We start from the raw sequence: 20,049 nt of genomic DNA, 5'->3' as shown, positions 1-20,049 counted from the left end.
TTAAGGTTTAGCTCAGCTTTTTCACAAACTTATAACATAGAGCTCATTTAGCGCTTTTCAGGGTGTAATAACTGTTGTTGTAAGTGATTTAAAACACTGTAATTGGTTGCATCCATTTGGATGGGTGTAATACTGACATAGCCATTTGCGACTGCGAAAAAATCAGATTGAATATCTAAGTCATTTTTCTTAGGATCAGTAACCGCTTCCCCTGCTAAACCAATCCAATACACTTGACGCCCACGTGGGTCAACCTGACTGGTGATTGGTTTAGACTGGATACGTCTTCCTTGATATGTAACTTGAGCACCTTTTAATTGTTGTACATCAGGAATATTAATATTTAAAATGTGACGTTCTGGCAAAACAGGAATACCTTGAGCAATAAAGTCGTGTACCCACTGTGCTGCAACTGCATAATCTTCTGGGTTGAGATAAGAACGGACATTACTGCCTGCTAATGACACTGCAATTGCTGCTTGCTTCATTAAACGACCTTCAAATGCAGCTCCCACTGTACCTGAATATAAAACATCATCACCAAGATTCGCGCCACTATTAATCCCACTGACAACCAAATCAAATTCAAAATCAAATAAACCATTCATTGCCAAGTAAACACAATCTGCTGGCGTACCATTTACTGCCCAAACATCTTGTGTGACCTGTACAGGTCGCAGTGGTCGATCTAAAGTCAATGCGCTAGAAAATCCACTACGTTCACTTTCAGGAGCCACAATAACAACACGTCCTAAAGGTCGTAAAGCTTGTGCTAAGGCTTGGATTCCGGGTGCAAACACACCATCATCATTGGCAATTAAAATATTCACTCAATTTCTCTTCAATTTAAACGGACAATATTGCTGATTCATCTTAGCAAAATATGACCGATTATTTTGATTTACACAGATTTAAGCGAGTTAAAACTTCGCTGTTATTACTAATACTACTAAAAACGTTACTAAATAAGCATTCGCTAAAAAATGGGATCTAATTTGTATACTGTGTTGTATTCATGTACCCAAGCTGATGTCAAATTTTCACCAAAAGATGTTATTTTATTTAAATCCAACATCTTCAATACATTTTCTCTATTTTATTTTCATAGAATACGTTTATTCTAGTCAAATCATTAAGTTAACAAGGCTCATTATGCGTACTCTTTTTAAAACTTTTGCTCTGGGGATTTTATCTACTTCTATTGCTATGCCTTATGCATTTGCAGCCGATCAAACAAAAGAAGACGCTCATGATGAAAAAATTGAAGTCACACAGGTCAATGTGACAGATCAAGAATTAGCAGCAATCTATGTACTTTCAGATATTTGCTCAAAATTAGTGAAAGATAAAGATGCCTTTGATGCAGGCTATCAACGCCTTTTAAAAGACTTTATTCCTGATGCTGCTGACCCAGAAGCAACAATTAAAAAATTAGTGAAAGAAAAATCTTTTAAAAGCATCTTAAAAGAAGCTCAAGGTGATGCTAAAAAAGCTGGAAAAGAAGCAAACACAGGTGTTTGTGAAGATGTGCTCAACTATCAACCACAAAACTAATTGACCCAATCGACAAGCAACGAATTAGTTACAAATCCTATGAAATAAGCCGACTTACCCCATAGAAGTCGGCTTTGCTTTGTCCTAAAATGCTAGGCTCTTTTCGTGCTCGTACAAAGATTGGAACTACCTAGAATGACCCCAAAAAGCGCCCTCGCTGCATTGTTACTCTTTCCTTCATTTTCCTATGCAGCAACTGTTTTATCCAATCCACCAGAATTAAATAATAAATCCTATGTTTTGATGGACTATGAGACAGGGCAAATCCTTGCATCTAAGAATGAAAATGAAAAACTCGCTCCTGCATCAATGACAAAAATGATGACGAGTTACATTATTGAACAAAAACTACTCAAAGGTGACCTTACAGAAGACGAAAAGGTTCGTATGAACGAATCGGCTTGGTGTCGTGGTAGCAGCACAGAGTCATGTATGTATGTTCCTTTAAATGGCACAGCAACTGTACTTGAAATGCTGCGTGGCATTATTATCCAATCAGGTAATGATGCATCAAAAGCAATGGCTGAGCATATTTCTGGTAATGAAGGTACATTTGTACATGAAATGAACCAAGAAGCTAAACGTATTGGCATGAGCAATACAAGTTTTATTAATGCAACAGGTATGCCAGCTGAAGGTCATTATTCAACTGCAAAAGACATGGCAATGCTTGCCAAACATATTATTCACGATAGTTCAAAATATTATCCAATTTATTCAGAAAAAGAATTTACTTTTAACGGCATTAAACAAGGTAACCGTAATGCCCTTTTATATACTGACCCAAGTGTAGATGGCTTAAAAACAGGTCATACCAATGAAGCAGGTTTCTGCTTAACGACTTCAGCAAAACGCGGTCCAATGCGATTAATTTCAGTGATTTTTGGCGCACCATCAATGAATGAACGCGCATCACAAACACGCGAATTACTCTCTTGGGGTTATTCAAACTTTGAAACTGTTAATGTACAACCTGCAAACCAAGTCATGGCAAAAGCCAAAGTCTATTTTGGTAAAGAAAGTGAAGTACAAGTAGGTTTACCTGAAGCATTTAATGTCACTATGCCAAAAGGTCAAGCCAATGCCATTAAAACGCAAATCTCAGTTCAACCGAACTTAAATGCACCACTGCAAAAAGGACAAGTGATTGGTAAATTGACTGCTACGCTCAATGGCAAAGTCATTACTGAAAAACCTTTAGTTGCAATAAATGCGGTTGAAGAAGCAGGCTTTTTTGCACGTATGATTGACCATATTAAAATGTTCTTTAGCAACTTATTTTAATTTTGTTTAAATGTCATCAAAAAGAAGCATTCATGTCTAGGATATGAATGCTTTTCTTTTATACTGCACTTGGTAAATTTTACGCGTGTAAAAAATCTTATGAAAAAAAATATTCGTGGTTATTTAGAACATCATCCTAAGATTGACTCAACCTGTTATATCGATGACTTAAGCGTGGTTATAGGTGAAGTAAGCTTAGCAAAAAATGTATCCGTTTGGCCATTTGCTGTGATTCGTGGTGATGTCAATGCCATTAAAATTGGACAAAATAGCAATGTTCAAGATCATTGCATGTTACATGTAAGCCATAAAAAAGACAGCAAGCCAAATGGTTCGCCTTTAATTATTGGTGAAGATGTTACTGTTGGGCATCATGTCACTTTACATGGTTGTAAAATTGGTGATCGTGTATTAATCGGTATTAATACCGTCGTACTTGATGATGTGATCATTGAAGATGATGTCATGATCGGTGCGGGTAGTTTAGTTCCTCCACGTAAAGTTCTAAAAAGTGGCTATCTTTATGTAGGCAGTCCAGTCCAACAAATACGACCACTGACTGAAGCAGAAAAAGAATTTTTACCCTATTCAGCTCGACATTATGTCAAAGTTGCACAAAATTACTTAGATCAGGAAAATGAAAAATAAAGTCTATAATTTTCAAAGTTCCTAGTAATATTTCATTGAACATTCATAATTACATGCTTTATATAGATTAAAATCATGTCTTTATGCTACAAAGCTATTCATAGTTAAAATATCAATATTTTGAGTACATGAACACCCATGAAAATGACGCCTAAACACTTACTCGGTTTGGCAGTAATAATGGCTTTTAGCCCTGCCTTTGTCACCACGACATATGCACAATTGCATTTAGAAATTGCTAAAGCACCAGAAGAAGCACCCAAAATTGCTATTCTGCCATTTGGTAATGATCAAACAATTTATCCTATTGTAGAAAATGACTTAAACCGCTCTGGGCGTTTTAGTAGTGCATCAAAAAACCTTCCTGCAACAGCAAGCTTAAATAATATTAATGCAGAAGCATGGAAAGCGAGTGGCGTTCCTTATGTGGTTGTGGGCGATACTAAAACCAACCCTGATGGTTCATTAGCAGTACACTACCAACTCTACGATGTCGAAAAACAACAATTCTTACTCAATGAATTATTAACTGTGCCTGCATCACGTTTACGCTCCGCAGCACATATGATCTCTGATGCGATTTATCAAGCTCTGACAGGTATCAAAGGTGATTTTAGTGGACGTATTGCCTATGTGCTACGTAACCCTGCCACACCTGAGCAACGCTATACCTTACAAATCGCTGACACAGATGGCGAACAACCAAAAACTATTTTGACATCACGTGATCCAATTTTATCACCTGCTTGGACACCTGATGCACAAAAAATTGCGTATGTTTCTTTTGAAACTAAACGCCCTGCGATTTATGTACAAGACCTTGCTACAGGGCAACGTGAAAAATTTGCAAGCTTCCGTGGTTTAAATGGTGCTCCAAGCTTCTCACCAGATGGTAAATTCATGCTCTTTACTGCGTCTATGCATGACAATCCTGAAATTTATCAAATGGATTTAGAAACTCGTCAAGTTAAACGCATGACCAATGATAGTGCGATTGATACCGAAGCACGCTATGCCCCAGATGGTAAATCATTTATCTTTACCTCTGACCGCGGTGGCTCAGCACAAATTTATCGCTATAACTTAGCAGATGGTACAACCAAACGCTTAACGTTCCGTGGTGCATTTAATGCACGAGGTTCTTTAAGTGCGGATGGTAAATATGTTGCACTTGTACACCGACCATCTGGTAGTAACTATAAAGTTGCGATTCAAGAAATCTCAACAGGTATCACAAACATCTTGACGCCTACCAGTCTAGATGAATCACCAAGTTTTTCTCCAAATGGACAAATGGTGGTTTATGCAACACGTGAAGGCTCACGTGGATTATTATCGATCATGTCAACAGATGGTCGTTTCCGCATGAACTTACCAAGTGAACAAGGTGAAGTTCGCGAACCTGCATGGGCACCTAAATAATTCAAATATAGATGTTTTTATTTCAATAATGCGGTAAATTTTAAAATAACTTTATGGAGTTAACAATGAATACGATTAAATATTTAGCACTACCTTTACTTGCAGTAAGCTTAGTCATGACAGGTTGTGCAAACCGCAAACCAACCACTGACGCCAATGCAACAACAAACCCAAATAGCGTCAATACAAGTGGTTTAAGTGAAGATGCTGCATTAAATGCTCAAAACTTAGCAGGTGCATCTTCAAAAGGTGTTACTGAAGCAAATAAAGCTTTTCTTGCAAAACGTGTGGTTCATTTTGACTATGACAGCAGTGATCTTTCAAATGAAGACTATCAAACACTTCAAGCACATGCTCAATTTTTAGTTGCAAATGCAAACTCTAAAATTGCTTTGACAGGTCATACAGATGAGCGTGGTACACGTGAATATAACATGGCACTCGGTGAGCGCCGTGCAAAAGCAGTACAAAGCTATTTAATTACCAATGGTGTTAATGCAAGCCAATTAGAAGCTGTAAGTTATGGTAAAGAAATGCCAATCAATGCAGGTCATAATGAAGCAGCTTGGAAAGAAAACCGTCGTGTAGAATTAAACTATGAAGCGGTTCCTCCACTTTTAAAATAATTTTAAATCTCATTTAGAATTATTTATTCCCAATTAAAAATGCCCATTATGATCATGGGCATTTTTATAAGCTACGCTTTTGATTCCTCAGGCTTGGGGCTTTGCATGGACTCGATAAGATCATGCTTATTGAACTTTTTATATTCAGGTTTTGCTTCGTAATCCTTCCAAGCGTCCTTCACATTTTCGGCACTAATTTCATTTAAATCAATACCATCAGTTGGCGTTGGAGTCGCTTCAAACTTTTGTACGGTCATATGAGTGCTCCTTTACTCTATTCTTCTGTATCTTCAACATAACAGTTTATAAAATACTTGCAAGCGTAAAAATATGACAAATAATGCAGGATAATTTTTATTTTGAGTCAAACTCATCTAAAATAGCCGAATTGTTTAATTTGTTAGAAAATTATCGCTTTTATTGGAGCAGCTTTGCTATGTCAAATCGTACTTTATCCCAGTACTTAGAACAACAACAAGGGAATTTAACACCTGAACTTGCTGATGTTATCGAAACTATTGCTAACACTTGTAAATCTATTGACCAACTTCTTCAAAAAGGTGCATTGGCAGGTGTTTTAGGTAGTGCACAACACGAAAATGTACAAGGCGAAGAGCAAAAGAAACTCGATGTTATTTCTAACGATTATTTAATTGATGCGTTAAAAAATAACAAAAATGTGGGCGGTTTAGCTTCTGAAGAACTTGATGAATTTACCCCTGCACAAGATAATGGTCAATATTTAGTCTTATTTGACCCACTTGATGGTTCAAGTAATATTGATATCAACATGTGCGTAGGTACAATTTTTTCTATTTTACCCGCTAAAAATGCCGTAACCCAAGCCGAAGATTTCATGCAAGCAGGTACACAACAAGTTGCTGCAGGTTATGTGCTCTATGGTCCATCTACCATGATGGCATTAACTGTAGGTGCTGGTACTGTATTCTTTACATTTAACCCTGAAACTCAACAATTCCTCTTAACATCTGAAAATATTCAAGTTGCAGAAGAGACTAAAGAATATGCGATTAATGCATCAAATCAACGCCACTGGGAAGCACCAGTAAAACGTTATATTGAAGAATTACAAGCAGGTAAAACATCTGTTCGTGAAAAAGATTTCAATATGCGTTGGGTTGCATGTATGGTAGGTGACATTCATCGTATTCTTTGCCGTAGTGGTATTTTCTTATATCCATACGATACTAAAGATCCGAAAAAAGCAGGTCGTTTACGTTTAATGTATGAAGCAAACCCGATGAGTATGCTTGTAGAGCAAGCAGGTGGCGCATCTACAACAGGTCGTGTTCGTATTTTAGAGATTCAGCCAACTGAACTCCATCAACGTGTACCTGTCGTGATTGGTTCAAAAAATGAAGTCGATTTAGTGACTCATTACCACAACTGATTTTTATATTTTACTCTCTTACTTTAAGGGAGTAAGTCCATTCAGGGGTTGTCGCAATTGCACAACCCCTACTTACATTTATTGGATGCACTCCCATGCCAACCATTTTTCTAGAATCTCGTGACAATCCCAAAATCAAACACTTACGTGGATTAATCGAACAGAATACTTACCGTAAGAAACAAGGTCAGACTGTACTTGAAGGCACCCATTTGTGTCTTTCTTGGCTAGAAAAAAACCGTAAAATCAAATCAATTTTCACCACTGAACATGCACTTGAACACGAAGATTTTGTAAAGATTACAGAATATTATCAAGGTGTTATTTTTGTAGTCAGCGAAGTTTTATATAAAGATTTAAGTACTTTAGGTACCACTTTAGCATGTTTAGCTATTGTAGATTTACCGACATCTACACAAGCTTTAAATTTTACTGAAGACACCCTCATTTTGGAAAATGTACAAGACCCTGGAAATGTCGGTACATTACTACGCTCTGCCGCAGCAGCAGGTATTGAACAAATCGTATGTACCAAAGGTTCAGCTTCACTCTGGTCACCACGTGTTTTACGTGCAGGAATGGGTGCTCATTTCTCCTTACACACCTATGAAAATATTGTCTTAGAAGACATTCTAAAACAATTTAAAATTCCCGTTTATGTCACAAGCTCTCACGAGTCAGAAAGCTTATACAGCAAAAACTTACGCTCACAATGCGTGTGGATTTTAGGAAATGAAGGTCAAGGTGTTTCAGAATTTGCCTTGCAACATGCTCAAGCTGTCACCATCCCACAACCAGGTGGACAAGAATCACTCAATGTTGCCATTGCAGGTTCGGTATGTTTCTTTGAAATGGTACGTCAACGACTTTAATTCGTTAATTTATTTTATTGATTTGCCTTTCATCTTCAAAAATCCTTTAAACTGATAAAAATAATTGTTTTTATGTGTCAACCCATCAGAGTTTTTAAACGTTATATAGATAGGTTTATAAAATAATGGTGGGTACCCAATGACGGGATTTTCCATCTCTATGGATTTAGCGCCAAAGAAGTCACAGTCTGAAACAGCCGCTGCTCTAAAGAGTACTGCTGAACAACGCCTGAAGTTTTTTATGCAGGATGTGACAGGTCGTGCCTTAGTAATGATGGAAAGTGCAACACAGGGGCATAATGGCATCGCGATGGACTTAGTCCAAGAAGCTTTTATTTCACTGCACAAATCTTATGCTGAAAAATCCACTGAAGAATGGTATCCCCTATTTTATACGATTTTAAACAACAAGTTACAGGATTGGCGTCGTAAAGAAGCTCGTCGTGCTTCACCTTTTTCATTATTTCGTAAAGTCAGCTTAGACAATGATGATGAAGAAGCAATGGACATCGTCGATGAGTCAACACCAAATCCATTACAGTTTTTAGATCAAGACCTTACGATTGAAGAAATTCAGGAAGCGATTAGTCGCTTACCTGTGCGTCAGCAACAAGCATTTATGTTACGTGCATGGGAAGGTTTTGATACCCAAACCACAGCATCTATCATGAATTGCACAGAAGGTAGCGTTAAGACCCATTACCATAGGGCGATTCAAGGATTGAGAACTACGTTATCGCATTTAAATCCTTATGGAGGATCATCGGATGAATAATGATGATTTTACAAAACAAGTCACATCCAAGTTAGACGGGCTTGCACATAATCATCGCAATAAAGCAGTTGTGATGAACAATGTCCTTGATCATATTCAAGACAAATCAACGTCTCGTTATGACAACTGGAAAATGACAGGTTTTGCTCTAGCAGCAGCATTGACAGGTATTATTGTTTTACCAAATGCGTTCGATACTAAACCAACAAGCCCAACTCAACAGCATGTTGCTGTGAGTCCTAAACTTTCACCGCAAATGATGGAAGATTTAGAAATGTTATCAGTTTTTGGTGAGGATAAAAATTCCCATGGCAGCTAAAAAATTAGTTTTGGCTTTTTGTGCTATCGGTTTTTTGCAAACAAGTTTTGCTGGCTTAGAGCGTTTTTGGATTTTTTCCAAAGATACGACCACTCAAGCCAATGATACATGGGACTCTCTTTCTGATGATGAGCAACGTGCATTAATTAAACGCTATCAAAACCTCAAGGAAATTCCTGAAGAGCAAAGTATTGCCTTACAACAAAAAATGGATTGGTTTACGCAACTTCCAGATGAAGAAAAACAAAAAATGCGTGAAGTATGGCAACAAATGAGCAGTACTGAACGCAATGAAATGCGTCAAAAAATGCAAAAAGCCGAAACAGCAGGACAACGTAATGAATTACGAACTGAATATATTCAAAAATACCTTTCTGCCGTAAATTCAACTGCACACTAATTCTAAGCCTCATTTTGAGGCTTTTTCATTTTTTTGTATAATCTAATTCAAAAGTAACGTGCTTATTATATTTTATAGGCTATTTAGCTAATTTTAATTTATTCCTATATAGAGATAAAACATGAAAATTAAACCAATAGTCTATTTCAGCCTATTAAATTTACCTATTTCTATGGTTTTTGCTTTAACGCTTACTGATGCACCCATTTCCAATGTCACGCTTTATCCAAACACAGCAAAAATTGAGCGTAACATTCCCGTAAAATCTGGGGAAAATATTGTCACACTACAAGGTCTTGCTGCAAATTTTGATATTTCTCAATTACAATATCAAACTGAAAATAATATTGAGGTAAATGCTGTTTCTCACCAAGACAGTGCCTTAGATAAGCCTTCAGGTGCTGAGTCTCGTGAATTAAAAACTCAAATAGAACAGATTGAAAATAAAATCGCAGAACAAAACTCTATTATTCAAGCAGCCGAGTTACAAAATAATTTCTTAACAAATCTAACAAAAGGCTCTGCCAATAAAGTACGAAAACAGGCTTATGACGCTTTTATTGCGATTGACCAAGCCAAAGCTGAAAAAGTGAAACTTGAGCAACGACTACAGGAATTAAGACAAGATTTAGCAGCCGTTGGAGATCATCAATTTAAACAACGCAGCCTTAAGTTTTATGTCAAAGCACCACAAAATGGTGTAATTAAAATGAGTTATTTAGTACCTTATGCGCGCTGGCAACCCATCTATAAAGCTGAACTTGATACACAGACCAAACAAGTAAAACTCACACGCATGGCTATGATTGCACAAAAAACAGGAGAGGATTGGTCAAATGTCAAATTAACGCTTTCTACCGCCACACCACAAGGCTATGTACAGCAATTAACACCACAAAACTGGTGGGTAGATTATTATGAGCCTCAGCCCATTCGTGTCACGCCTTTCAATGCAGGATATTCATTTCAAGAAGCTGCCATGCCTGCACCTGTTGCTAAACTTTCCAACACTCAAGACTCTTTAGCGCAAGAACCACTATTTCCGCAATTTCAGGCAAACAATTTAAACCTGAGCACCGAGTTTCGTTCCGATACGCAAACTACAATTTATAGCAGTCAGCAACAAATTTATTTACCTTTAAGTAGTGAAAGCTTTCCTGCCAAACTTTCTCTTTGGGTCATTCCAAAACAAAGCCAAAAAGCTTCTATGATTGCTAGTATTGCAAAACTTGATGATCATTTACCTCATGGTTTAGTCAAATTATATCGTGATGGTGATTTTGTTGGTGAACGCCAATGGCAAAATGGGACTTCTGATCATTTAGAAATAAGCTTTGGTACAGATGATCAAATTAAAATTCATGTGATTGATTTATCAGATCAAAAAAGACCTGTTGCAGATGCTAAGTTTCAAACCGTTCAAAAGCAACAATATAGCATTGAGAACTTACACCCTTACCCTGTTCAACTGACTATATTTGAAGCTGAACCGCAAAGTCGCAATGGAAAATTAATGACGCATTCAACCTATCAACCACAGCCAAATCATACAACGTGGCAAGGTCAACCCAATATTAACCAATGGAATGTTGAATTAGCTTCAAAACAAAAATTTAATTTAGACCTACAACACCAGTTCACTTATCCAAATAAAGGGAATATATCGGGGTTTTAATGGTTAATCAGATATCAGAAGACCCCAAAACAGAAAAAGAATTTTCGATTGAGATAATGTTTATTATTTTTCTCATTTTTATTGGGTTTTTCTTTCAAAATCTTGCCTTTAACGAACTAAAACAAGCGATGTTTATATATGAATATCATCAGGTTAAAGATTGGAAAACAGTTAAACTGTCTGATGATTTATTTGAGTTAAAATATAATCATTCAGGAATGAATGCACGTAAAGAAACCCCAACATTTTCAATTTATGACCCTCAACTCAAAAAATATGTCATAAAAAAACAATATTCATATCTTCAGGCAAATCTTATCTATGATGCTCAATCTATATACCCTTTAAATAGTAAGACAACATATAAGTTAGATCATGCGCTATTTATAACCACCGATCAAAAAAGTGTAGTTGATCCAACCAGACCTATTATACTTTTTGTACGAGGAGAATTATTACTTGAAGATGGTCATGTTTTAACAGTTCAGGCGAATGATTATTTGCCATCATCAAAAGCCAAAGCTAAAATTCAATTGCAACGTCAATTATTCTTCTTTTTTATACCAACAAATATTTTATTCGCAACACTTTCAGTGTTTTTTTGTTTATACCAAAATTTCAAGGAAGATGGGGTGGATATCATCTGCTTTGCAATGACAGGTATTGCACTTTTTTATCTAGGATTTATCTCTATTTCTAAAGTCATTATTCCATGGATGAAGTTGACTTAATCATTTATGAAAATAAAAAACCCGCCTAAGCGGGTTTTCTTAACTCAATTCAAGCTATTACAGACGAACCAATTCCACAATTTTCTCAGCCAATTCTTCTGCTGTGTCCTGAGCAAAAGTAACATCCGTACCTTGCTCAACATCTGTTACAACCACGACACCTGTCTGACGCAACAAAGCAACCTGTTCAACTGTTAAACCTGCTTTAGCGATTGCCACTACACCTTGTTGAATCAACAAACTTTCAAGTGCTTGTGCTTGCTCCAATGCTTTAGTAGTCACCGTTACAGCAGCAGGTTTCTGACCTAAACGTGCAGCACGTGCTTCCGCAGTCACAGGCTCATCATGTGCAGCCCATTCCACTGCCGCCTCAACCATACCTGCGCCAACCGTCACGTTGCTTAAACGATCAATGAAGATAAAAGAACCTGTATAACGGCTGTCCTGATAACGGTCAAACAATACGGGTGCATCAAACTCGATTTCAACATCTGCAATTGCATTTAGATCAAGTTGATCGACCTGAGTTTTTTCCAAAGTATTCACATTGGTACGGTAGTTAATTTTCTCAACTTTCGCAGGCACAGTTTGTGTACCAATTTTGATGTTATATAACTTACCGACCACCAAAGGCTGGTCTGCCATCCACACCACGGTTGCACGTACAGAACGTGATAAAGATGGTTGCTCACCTGCTTTCACCAAGACATTACCACGTGAAACGTCGATTTCATCATTCAACGTTAAGGTTACTGCTTGACCTGCAATCGCATGATCCAGATTGCCATCAAAGGTCACTATTTCTTTTACCGTCGATTTCTTACCTGAAGGTAAGGCAACGATTTCATCACCCACTTTCACAGAACCCAAAGCAATCGTACCGCAGAAACCACGGAAGTCGAGATTTGGACGGTTGACATATTGCACAGGAAAACGGAATTCATGTGCGCTGGTATCACGCGAAATTTCAACAGTTTCCAAAGTTTCCATCAAGGTTTGACCCTTGTACCATGGTGTATTTGCAGACTTGTTGACGACGTTATCACCGTTCAACGCCGAAATTGGCGAGAAAATGATATTGGCAGGCTTACGATCGCCCAATTGGTTGACGAAAGTATTGTATTCGTCCTGAATTTCGTTGAAACGTGCTTCAGAGAATTCAACCAGATCCATTTTATTGATCGCAACCACAATATTACGAATACCGAGCAGGCTCGCAATATACGTATGGCGACGGGTCTGGGTTTGTACGCCATATCGCGCATCAATCAAAATAATCGCAAGGTCAGCCGTAGATGCACCAGTCGCCATGTTGCGGGTATATTGCTCATGCCCCGGAGTATCGGCAATAATGAACTTACGTTTTTCTGTGGAGAAATAACGATACGCAACATCAATGGTAATCCCCTGCTCACGTTCAGCTTGCAGACCATCTACAAGTAACGCCAAGTCAGGTGCATCACCTGTCGTACCGACTTTTTTAGAGTCACGCGTCACGGCTTGTAATTGATCTTCATAGATCAATTTTGAATCGTAAAGCAAACGACCAATTAAAGTCGATTTACCATCATCCACATTACCGCAAGTTAAGAAGCGTAATAAGTCTTTATTTTCGTGCTGTTTTAAATACGCCAAGATATCTTGGCTAATCAATTCTGATTGATGAGACATTGCTCAAAGCTCCACATATTCTTTAGAAATCGGTTTCTTTTAATCCCCCTGTATCCCCCTTTTTCAAAGGGGGAAATTCTCCTCTCTTTTCTAAAGAGAGGTCGGGAGAGATTCTTAGAAATAACCTTCCTGCTTTTTCTTTTCCATCGAGCCAGCTTCATCATGGTCGATCATACGACCTTGACGCTCAGAACTCGTTGCCAAAAGCATTTCCTGGATAATTTCAGGCAATGTGTCTGCTGTAGACTCCACCGCACCTGTCAATGGATAACAGCCTAAAGTACGGAAACGTACCGATTTCATTTGTGGAACTTCACCTTCTTTCAGGCGCATACGTTCATCATCCACCATGATCAGCGTGCCATCACGTTCAACCACAGGACGTTCAGCAGCCAAATACAATGGCACTAAAGGAATGCTCTCTTGGTAAATATATTGCCAGATATCCAGCTCGGTCCAGTTCGACAATGGGAATACGCGAATGCTTTCGCCTTTGTTCACTTTACCGTTATAAAGATTCCAAAGTTCAGGACGTTGATTTTTTGGATCCCAACGATGTTTTGAGTCACGGAAAGAGTAAACACGCTCTTTGGCACGAGACTTTTCCTCGTCACGACGCGCACCACCAAATGCAGCATCAAACTGATATTTATCAAGTGCTTGTTTTAAGCCTTGAGTTTTCATAATGTCGGTATATTTTGAGCTACCATAATCAAATGGGTTTACATTGGCATCTTTACCTTCTTTATTTTGATGCACAATCAAATCAAATCCGTGTTGTTTTGCCATATTGTCACGGAATGCAATCATGTCTTTGAACTTCCAGCCTGTGTCGACATGCAACAGTGGGAATGGAAGTTTAGCAGGATAGAATGCTTTTAAAGCAAGATGCAGCATAACCGCTGAGTCTTTCCCGATCGAGTAAAGCATGACTGGGTTTTCAAACTCAGCAGCAACTTCACGGATAATATGAATACTCTCAGCTTCAAGCTGTTTGAGATGAGTAAGTCTTTCCTCAGATATAGACATTGACAGCACCAGCTCACAAAAAGGTGTACTTATTACACATATTAAAATTTATATTCATTATAATGATTTACACTTGAGTTCTTTTGCTTGTTTTTTTATATTGATATATAAAAACATCATAAACAAAATACTTGAGTTCATTATGACCGCACAGATTATACCTCTAGAAGAAATTAATTTCGAACAATGGCTTCCACTTTGGCAAGGTTATTTAAACTTTTATAAATCACAACTGACAGATGAACAAATAAGATTATCTTGGAAGCGCATCACAAATCCTGAACAAGCAGATATGTTTGGTTATGCGATTCAAATTGAGGGTCAAGTGGCAGGTTTTGTGCACTTAATTTCCCATATGAGTATGTGGACAGATTTACCTTATTGCTATTTACAAGATTTGTATGTCAATGAGCAGTTTAGAAATCAAGGTTTAGCACGTCAACTGATTGAACATAGTTATAGCGTCTGTGCTGGAAAATTTGATCGTATTTATTGGCTGACTCAAGAATCCAATATCACAGCTCAATATCTATATGATCGTATCGCCAACAAAACAGGGTTTATTCAATATAAAAAGGCATTATAAAAATGATTTTGAATTTTTTATCTATAAATTCTTGCTTTTATACGGCTAAATCAAAATAAAAAAAGCTTATCTCTGGAGATAAGCTATAAAAACGATTAGAAATATAATTTAGCGATTATATTCCTAATGGTAGGAATACTTCTTTATGGTCAGAAAGAAGTCTTTTCATATTAAGCGATCTATTTTTTTCATCTACTCCCTAAATAGGGATATAAATTCAAAATATTAAAAAAAAGCCTATTTTTTCAAATAGGCTATAAAACGATTAAAAATATAATATTTAAATTATATCTTTAATGGTAGGAATTACTTCTTTATGGTCATTTAAAGAAGTCTTCACAGTTTAAATGACTTTAGCTCTGCCAAGTATCCCTGAGTTCAGGTATTTCTTGGCATTTAATGAACAATTAATAACCAAAAATTGCTTTATCTAAAGGAATTTCCACACCAACCGATGCACCTGCATCATTCCCTTGATGATCTGAATCACTTACCCAAGCATTAATTTTTAAAGGCACAGTCGGTTTTAAATAATGTGTCCAAGTTAAATCAAGTGCTTTAATTTTATCATCTTCTGGGAAAGCGACATTGGTTAAACGATTTGATTGATTTACTTTAGCAAAAATCGCACGACCACTTAGACGATTCATAAGATCAAAGCGAATGTCACCACCGACTGAGACCATTTCACCATCGCCACCCATCGCATGACCTAAAGAAAAACCATGCTGATAATATCCATCTTTATAAATGTGATGGTTATAAGAAATGCCTTTTGCATCACCATTTGTTTCGGTGTTCGCCCATTCAGCATAAACTTGGAATGGCATATCTTTATAAGATGAAGAATAATCTGCACCCGCTAAATACATTTTTTTAGAGGGTAATAAACCAGCTTCATCTTCACCAATAAATTGCCCATACAAGCTCATCGGAACATTAGCCAATTGTTGTAAATTCAAACGAGCATCAAAACCTGCCAATTGGTTTGATGCATTTCCTTCTCCTGAACAGCCTTGTGCATTACATTCGTTATCTTTACCAACAAAAGCATTCCAGTAAGCTTTTGCACTCCCAGGCTGACCTTCACCATCAATTTGGAAAGTACGTGATGCACCTAACTCTAAATAAGGTAAAGGCTGTGCAGTTAAACGTAAACCCACTAAATTCGTATCTGGTACTGCTTTATAATCATCTAAGCGACCTACAAATGCTTGATATTGCCAAGGTCCAATCCAAGACAACCATTTCGATTCAAAGGCATTTTGTTCCGCACGTTGTGCAGTAAAGCCATAAACAGGACGACTGGCATCACCACGAATCAAACTACCATCATGTCCAGGTCCCCAATACGTTGGAATTTGACCTGCAATGACCCATTGGTTGAATAATTTTCCTGCAAGATAAGAACCTTCAACGTTCACATCTTGTCCATTATCAATTTGCGGGTCTTTCTCACCAGTTACACGTAATTTCGCATCCCAGTTTTCACCACCTGCATTCAACTCCAATGAAGCAGCATATTGTGCTTTTTGGTTATCACCAAAAGCTTGTGGAATATTTTTTTGATCTGTTTCAGCAAATAAACCAACTTTTGCCATTTGGTTATCTGCTTTTAATGCATTTTGAATCGAGTCAATCACTTTTTGTTGTGTATTGTCAGAAACTTTTGCTTGAGATAAAGCGCGCTGAATTTCATCACCACTCATTGGCCAAGTTGATGTGCTAATTTGAATCACACCTTGTTGATTTAACCAGTTTAAATCTGTACGAATATCTTCATTATTGAGCACTAAACCTTGTGCAAAAACGGGCAAAGACAAACTTGCTAACACGGCAGCATATAAGGATTTCTTTAAAAACATGCGCATTTATTCTCTAGACATTGCTGCGCTCCACCTTAGTTTTTTTCACATTTTTTTTCAATGGTGAAACTGTTTTATTACAATATTTTAACAAGTATCATAAAAAGCTCAATTAATATTGAGTTCTCTACGCTCAATCTATAAATCTAATTGAGTAAAATATAATGATAGGTATAAAAATAATGTTAACCGAGAAATTTAAAATGAAGAAGAAAATGCACCTTTGGGTACTATTTTTAATTTTACTGACAACGCAACAAAGCTTCGCTGTGCCAGCTTCTAATGCGTCTATTGAAGAACTCTTAAAAATCACAAAAACGGAACAACTTATTGAGCAAACTCAAAGCCAAGTTCTCCCTGTCATGCAAGAAAGTATGAATCAATCTCTTGAAGCACAAGGTGTCAAAATAACAGATAAGGAAAAAACTAAAATAGACCAGTATTTAAAAGAAAGTAATACATTGATCTTAAATGAACTGAACTGGAAAACGCTGAAAGGCGATTTTATTCAAATTTATGCAGACACATTTGACCAAGAAGAAGTCGATGGCTTGATCGCTTTTTATAAAACACCTGTGGGACAATCAACAATTGAGAAAATGCCTTTAGTGATGAATAAATCAATGCAACTCATGCAAGTTAAAATACAACAATTAATACCTAAAATTATGAATAATTTAGATAAAAACCTAAAATAGACCTCATAAAAAAGCCGCTGAGTTCAGCGGCTTTTTCTTGCATAGCAAAAAATTAGTTTTTGTGACGCATATGTGGGAACAAAATCACATCACGAATACTCGGTGCATTAGCAAATAACATCACCAAACGGTCAATCCCGATGCCTTCACCTGCTGTCGGTGGCAGACCATATTCAAGTGCTTCAACGAAGTCTGCATCATAATGCATCGCTTCATCATCACCTGCATCTTTTTCAGCAACCTGTGCTTGGAAACGTTCCGCTTGATCAATCGGGTCATTTAACTCAGAGAAACCATTTGCCAACTCACGACCGCCAATGAAGAATTCAAAACGATCTGTGATATGTGGATTGTCATCATTACGACGTGCTAATGGTGAAGTTTCCGCAGGATATTCAGTAATGAAAGTCGGTTGACGAAGTTTAGTTTCAACAGTTTCTTCAAATACGATGGTTTGCAACTTACCTAAACCAAAACCAGGTTTCACTTGCTCTTTCAGTTCATTTTTAACGAAGTCTGCAAGAAAATCACGATCACCGACATTTTCAGAAGTGAACTGTGGATTGTTCTCAAGAATGGCATCAAACATTGAAATTTTCTTGAATGGACCTTTGAAGCTATATACTTCTTCGCCATAAGGAACATCGGTTGAACCCAAAATATCAATTGCCAGTTTTTCCAGCATATTTTCAGTCAATTCCATCAAATCTTTATAATCTGCATAAGCTTGATAGAATTCGATCATGGTAAATTCTGGATTATGACGTGTTGAAACCCCTTCATTACGGAAGTTACGGTTAATTTCAAATACACGTTCAAAACCACCAACAACCAAACGTTTTAAGTAAAGCTCAGGTGCAATACGTAAAAATAATGGCATATCCAATGCATTATGATGTGTTTCAAATGGACGTGCAGACGCACCACCTGGAATCACATGCATCATTGGCGTTTCGACTTCCATATAGCGTTCATTGGTCAAAAATGCACGAATACCTGCAACCACTTTGGCACGGATTTCAAAGGTTTTACGTGTTTCTTCATTCACAATTAAGTCTAAATAACGTTTACGATATTTTGCTTCTGTGTCAGATAAACCATGAAACTTGTCTGGAAGAGGACGTAAAGACTTAGTTAATAACTCAAAATGTTCGATATGAACATATAAGTCACCCTTACCAGAACGACCAATATACCCTTCTACAGCAATAATATCGCCAAGGTCTAAGCTCTTAATCGTTTCTAATACTTCTGGTGCAAGCTCTTTACGTGCAACATAAAGTTGAATACGCCCAGTCATGTCTTGGATCACAATAAATGACCCACGATTCAACATTACACGTCCTGCAACTTTTACATATACATGTTCGCCAGCTTCGATTTGTTCTTTAGTTTGATCAGCGAATTGATCTTGTAAGTCTTGTGCGTAATGCTCACGCTTAAAGGTATTTGGCCATGGGCTAACACCTGTTTCCTTGGCGTGATCTTGAATTTGCTTTAACTTGGCATGACGCTGTGCAATTAAATCGTTTTCGGAAATGTGTTGTTCAGAAGTCGATTGAGCGTTATGTTGCGTCATCTCTGCCTCAAATTTTAATCAATAAACGGAAGTTGCATAGCATAGCAGATTTACAACATAATAAGCAGCATACAATCACAGCTATTTCTAATTAAAGCCAAATTAAGCATCAAAACTCTATGTTAAAATTCAATTTTATTCTTATTTTACTCTTTTCTTTTTGTCCATTTAGTTTTGCTACTGAACACGATAACCACATTCAAACACTTTCTTCTGAGCCGAATATACGTACTTTAAAAATCATTGAACATACCAATTTAGATACACAAAATTATATTTGGCAATTTGAACTCACGCTAAATACTCAGGAAAAAACGATTACTTATACTTTATTGAACCCTAGCCCCAAATGGACAGTTTTAAATCAACGAGCTTCCGAACTTGCTCAAAACTATACTTATGAAAAACTCGAAAACTTAAATCAAAGCGAAAATAAAAATGCAAATAATGACCCAACAATTCAATCTTTGCCTGTTTATCACCTGAATATACGTTTTCCTCAAGGCATTGCTTGGAAAAAACAACCCCGTTTTCAACGCTTAGCAGATGCCTCAGCAAGACTGTGCAAACTTCAGCCAAATGATGCAAACTATGAAAGTGCAGTTATTCATAAAAATCGTAGTTATACCTTTAACACACAGCTTTATATGCATGCGAATGGTCAAGTAAATTATGTTGATTTACTCAATCCATCTTCTAACCCACAGCTAAATCAACTGATTTACAAAGAATTAATTTCTTCACAATTTCAACCTTTTAATGAAAATGGAGTTCCAGCAAGCTTTAAAGCAGAACAACCTATATTATTAGTATGCCCAGATTAATAAACAACCAAGAATTCTGCAAAATAGAAAGTTTTGAACATCTGTCTTAGACCAAAATCTAACTATTTTTTTTAAACATG

At 37.1% G+C, this 20,049-nt stretch carries 21 protein-coding genes; 15 read left to right on the top strand and 6 right to left on the bottom strand.

Annotated elements, in window-relative coordinates:
* Positions 1–47 precede the first annotated feature (47 nt).
* Positions 48–830, bottom strand: a complete 783-nt coding sequence (gene surE, locus HX124_RS01990; RefSeq protein ID WP_286381782.1) for a 5'/3'-nucleotidase SurE — start codon at positions 828–830, stop codon at positions 48–50.
* Positions 831–1,050: 220 nt separating this feature from the next.
* On the opposite strand from surE, the gene HX124_RS01985 reads away from it, so the two are divergent.
* The 5 genes from HX124_RS01985 to pal all read left to right on the top strand — a co-directional run bounded on the left by HX124_RS01985 (position 1,051) and on the right by pal (position 5,534).
* The gene (locus HX124_RS01985) at positions 1,051–1,554 is read left to right on the top strand and encodes an MCR_0457 family protein (RefSeq protein ID WP_286381781.1); all 504 of its coding nucleotides are present in this window, start codon (positions 1,051–1,053) and stop codon (positions 1,552–1,554) included.
* A 135-nt stretch (positions 1,555–1,689) separates the two neighbouring features.
* Entirely contained in the window at positions 1,690–2,838 is a 1,149-nt protein-coding gene (gene dacC / locus HX124_RS01980) for a D-alanyl-D-alanine carboxypeptidase PBP5/6 (protein WP_107007784.1), read from the top strand.
* A 99-nt stretch (positions 2,839–2,937) separates the two neighbouring features.
* Entirely contained in the window at positions 2,938–3,486 is a 549-nt protein-coding gene (locus HX124_RS01975; protein WP_286381780.1) for a gamma carbonic anhydrase family protein, read from the top strand.
* 138 nt (positions 3,487–3,624) lie between these two features.
* Positions 3,625–4,908, top strand: coding sequence for a Tol-Pal system beta propeller repeat protein TolB (tolB, locus tag HX124_RS01970; RefSeq protein ID WP_107007786.1), 1,284 nt, complete (start codon positions 3,625–3,627; stop codon positions 4,906–4,908).
* Between the two features lie 65 nt (positions 4,909–4,973).
* The gene (gene pal, locus HX124_RS01965) at positions 4,974–5,534 is read left to right on the top strand and encodes a peptidoglycan-associated lipoprotein Pal (RefSeq protein ID WP_107007787.1); all 561 of its coding nucleotides are present in this window, start codon (positions 4,974–4,976) and stop codon (positions 5,532–5,534) included.
* 71 nt (positions 5,535–5,605) lie between these two features.
* Here pal and HX124_RS01960 read toward each other — a convergent pair whose 3' ends face one another.
* Positions 5,606–5,791, bottom strand: coding sequence for an NF038105 family protein (locus HX124_RS01960; protein WP_107007788.1), 186 nt, complete (start codon positions 5,789–5,791; stop codon positions 5,606–5,608).
* Between the two features lie 179 nt (positions 5,792–5,970).
* Here HX124_RS01960 and HX124_RS01955 point away from each other — a divergent pair, with 179 nt between their 5' ends.
* From HX124_RS01955 to HX124_RS01925, 7 genes are all read left to right on the top strand, one after another.
* Positions 5,971–6,945: a class 1 fructose-bisphosphatase gene (locus tag HX124_RS01955; RefSeq protein ID WP_286377735.1), complete on the top strand. Its 975-nt coding sequence runs from the start codon at positions 5,971–5,973 to the stop codon at positions 6,943–6,945.
* Positions 6,946–7,040: 95 nt separating this feature from the next.
* Positions 7,041–7,817 carry a TrmH family RNA methyltransferase gene (locus HX124_RS01950; protein ID WP_107007789.1) on the top strand — a complete coding sequence of 259 codons (777 nt, stop codon included), beginning with the start codon at positions 7,041–7,043 and terminating at the stop codon, positions 7,815–7,817.
* Between the two features lie 160 nt (positions 7,818–7,977).
* Positions 7,978–8,592 carry an RNA polymerase sigma factor gene (locus HX124_RS01945; protein ID WP_171405105.1) on the top strand — a complete coding sequence of 205 codons (615 nt, stop codon included), beginning with the start codon at positions 7,978–7,980 and terminating at the stop codon, positions 8,590–8,592.
* Positions 8,585–8,911 (top strand): hypothetical protein, encoded by a 327-nt coding sequence (locus tag HX124_RS01940; RefSeq protein WP_107007791.1) that lies wholly within the window; start codon positions 8,585–8,587, stop codon positions 8,909–8,911. The genes HX124_RS01945 and HX124_RS01940 overlap by 8 nt, the downstream gene beginning before the upstream one ends.
* Positions 8,901–9,311, top strand: coding sequence for a DUF3106 domain-containing protein (locus HX124_RS01935; protein ID WP_107007792.1), 411 nt, complete (start codon positions 8,901–8,903; stop codon positions 9,309–9,311). Before HX124_RS01940 ends, HX124_RS01935 begins: the two co-directional genes overlap by 11 nt.
* Positions 9,312–9,432: 121 nt before the next feature.
* Positions 9,433–10,986 (top strand): DUF4139 domain-containing protein, encoded by a 1,554-nt coding sequence (locus tag HX124_RS01930; RefSeq protein WP_286381779.1) that lies wholly within the window; start codon positions 9,433–9,435, stop codon positions 10,984–10,986.
* Positions 10,986–11,717 carry a hypothetical protein gene (locus tag HX124_RS01925; RefSeq protein ID WP_286381778.1) on the top strand — a complete coding sequence of 244 codons (732 nt, stop codon included), beginning with the start codon at positions 10,986–10,988 and terminating at the stop codon, positions 11,715–11,717. Before HX124_RS01930 ends, HX124_RS01925 begins: the two co-directional genes overlap by 1 nt.
* A gap of 57 nt (positions 11,718–11,774) precedes the next feature.
* On the opposite strand, the gene cysN is transcribed toward HX124_RS01925, so the two are convergent.
* On the bottom strand, positions 11,775–13,388 hold the full coding sequence (gene cysN / locus HX124_RS01920; protein WP_286381777.1) for a sulfate adenylyltransferase subunit CysN: 1,614 nt from the start codon (positions 13,386–13,388) through the stop codon (positions 11,775–11,777).
* Positions 13,389–13,502: 114 nt separating this feature from the next.
* The gene (gene cysD / locus HX124_RS01915) at positions 13,503–14,411 is read right to left on the bottom strand and encodes a sulfate adenylyltransferase subunit CysD (protein ID WP_286381948.1); all 909 of its coding nucleotides are present in this window, start codon (positions 14,409–14,411) and stop codon (positions 13,503–13,505) included.
* Positions 14,412–14,559: 148 nt separating this feature from the next.
* Here cysD and HX124_RS01910 point away from each other — a divergent pair, with 148 nt between their 5' ends.
* The gene (locus HX124_RS01910) at positions 14,560–15,003 is read left to right on the top strand and encodes a GNAT family N-acetyltransferase (RefSeq protein WP_286381776.1); all 444 of its coding nucleotides are present in this window, start codon (positions 14,560–14,562) and stop codon (positions 15,001–15,003) included.
* A 407-nt stretch (positions 15,004–15,410) separates the two neighbouring features.
* Here HX124_RS01910 and HX124_RS01905 read toward each other — a convergent pair whose 3' ends face one another.
* On the bottom strand, positions 15,411–16,868 hold the full coding sequence (locus HX124_RS01905) for a capsule assembly Wzi family protein (RefSeq protein WP_286381947.1): 1,458 nt from the start codon (positions 16,866–16,868) through the stop codon (positions 15,411–15,413).
* Between the two features lie 182 nt (positions 16,869–17,050).
* Between HX124_RS01905 and HX124_RS01900 the strand changes: the two genes are divergently transcribed.
* Complete coding sequence (locus tag HX124_RS01900) at positions 17,051–17,566, top strand: DUF2059 domain-containing protein (protein ID WP_286381775.1); 516 nt, start codon at positions 17,051–17,053, stop codon at positions 17,564–17,566.
* A 52-nt stretch (positions 17,567–17,618) separates the two neighbouring features.
* On the opposite strand, the gene lysS is transcribed toward HX124_RS01900, so the two are convergent.
* Positions 17,619–19,145: a lysine--tRNA ligase gene (gene lysS / locus HX124_RS01895; RefSeq protein ID WP_286381774.1), complete on the bottom strand. Its 1,527-nt coding sequence runs from the start codon at positions 19,143–19,145 to the stop codon at positions 17,619–17,621.
* A gap of 119 nt (positions 19,146–19,264) precedes the next feature.
* Between lysS and HX124_RS01890 the strand changes: the two genes are divergently transcribed.
* Entirely contained in the window at positions 19,265–19,969 is a 705-nt protein-coding gene (locus HX124_RS01890) for a hypothetical protein (RefSeq protein WP_286381773.1), read from the top strand.
* Positions 19,970–20,049 lie beyond the last annotated feature (80 nt).

It is taken from the genome of Acinetobacter sp. 226-1, assembly GCF_030329325.1.
Classification (GTDB): domain Bacteria; phylum Pseudomonadota; class Gammaproteobacteria; order Pseudomonadales; family Moraxellaceae; genus Acinetobacter; species Acinetobacter sichuanensis.
Note: the sequence above shows the minus strand (reverse complement) of the source record. Positions and strands in the feature narration are given on the sequence as shown.

Coding starts and splice junctions, on each gene's coding strand:
- HX124_RS01890 (WP_286381773.1), top strand. CDS start 19,265: ATGTTAAAATTCAATTTTATTCTTATTTTACTCTTTTCTTTTTGTCCA.
- HX124_RS01925 (WP_286381778.1), top strand. CDS start 10,986: ATGGTTAATCAGATATCAGAAGACCCCAAAACAGAAAAAGAATTTTCG.
- HX124_RS01955 (WP_286377735.1), top strand. CDS start 5,971: ATGTCAAATCGTACTTTATCCCAGTACTTAGAACAACAACAAGGGAAT.
- HX124_RS01940 (WP_107007791.1), top strand. CDS start 8,585: ATGAATAATGATGATTTTACAAAACAAGTCACATCCAAGTTAGACGGG.
- dacC (WP_107007784.1), top strand. CDS start 1,690: ATGACCCCAAAAAGCGCCCTCGCTGCATTGTTACTCTTTCCTTCATTT.
- tolB (WP_107007786.1), top strand. CDS start 3,625: ATGAAAATGACGCCTAAACACTTACTCGGTTTGGCAGTAATAATGGCT.
- HX124_RS01960 (WP_107007788.1), bottom strand. CDS start 5,791: ATGACCGTACAAAAGTTTGAAGCGACTCCAACGCCAACTGATGGTATT.
- HX124_RS01935 (WP_107007792.1), top strand. CDS start 8,901: ATGGCAGCTAAAAAATTAGTTTTGGCTTTTTGTGCTATCGGTTTTTTG.
- HX124_RS01930 (WP_286381779.1), top strand. CDS start 9,433: ATGAAAATTAAACCAATAGTCTATTTCAGCCTATTAAATTTACCTATT.
- lysS (WP_286381774.1), bottom strand. CDS start 19,145: ATGACGCAACATAACGCTCAATCGACTTCTGAACAACACATTTCCGAA.
- HX124_RS01910 (WP_286381776.1), top strand. CDS start 14,560: ATGACCGCACAGATTATACCTCTAGAAGAAATTAATTTCGAACAATGG.
- HX124_RS01900 (WP_286381775.1), top strand. CDS start 17,051: ATGTTAACCGAGAAATTTAAAATGAAGAAGAAAATGCACCTTTGGGTA.
- HX124_RS01905 (WP_286381947.1), bottom strand. CDS start 16,868: ATGTTTTTAAAGAAATCCTTATATGCTGCCGTGTTAGCAAGTTTGTCT.
- HX124_RS01950 (WP_107007789.1), top strand. CDS start 7,041: ATGCCAACCATTTTTCTAGAATCTCGTGACAATCCCAAAATCAAACAC.
- cysN (WP_286381777.1), bottom strand. CDS start 13,388: ATGTCTCATCAATCAGAATTGATTAGCCAAGATATCTTGGCGTATTTA.
- HX124_RS01975 (WP_286381780.1), top strand. CDS start 2,938: ATGAAAAAAAATATTCGTGGTTATTTAGAACATCATCCTAAGATTGAC.
- pal (WP_107007787.1), top strand. CDS start 4,974: ATGAATACGATTAAATATTTAGCACTACCTTTACTTGCAGTAAGCTTA.
- HX124_RS01945 (WP_171405105.1), top strand. CDS start 7,978: ATGGATTTAGCGCCAAAGAAGTCACAGTCTGAAACAGCCGCTGCTCTA.
- HX124_RS01985 (WP_286381781.1), top strand. CDS start 1,051: ATGTTATTTTATTTAAATCCAACATCTTCAATACATTTTCTCTATTTT.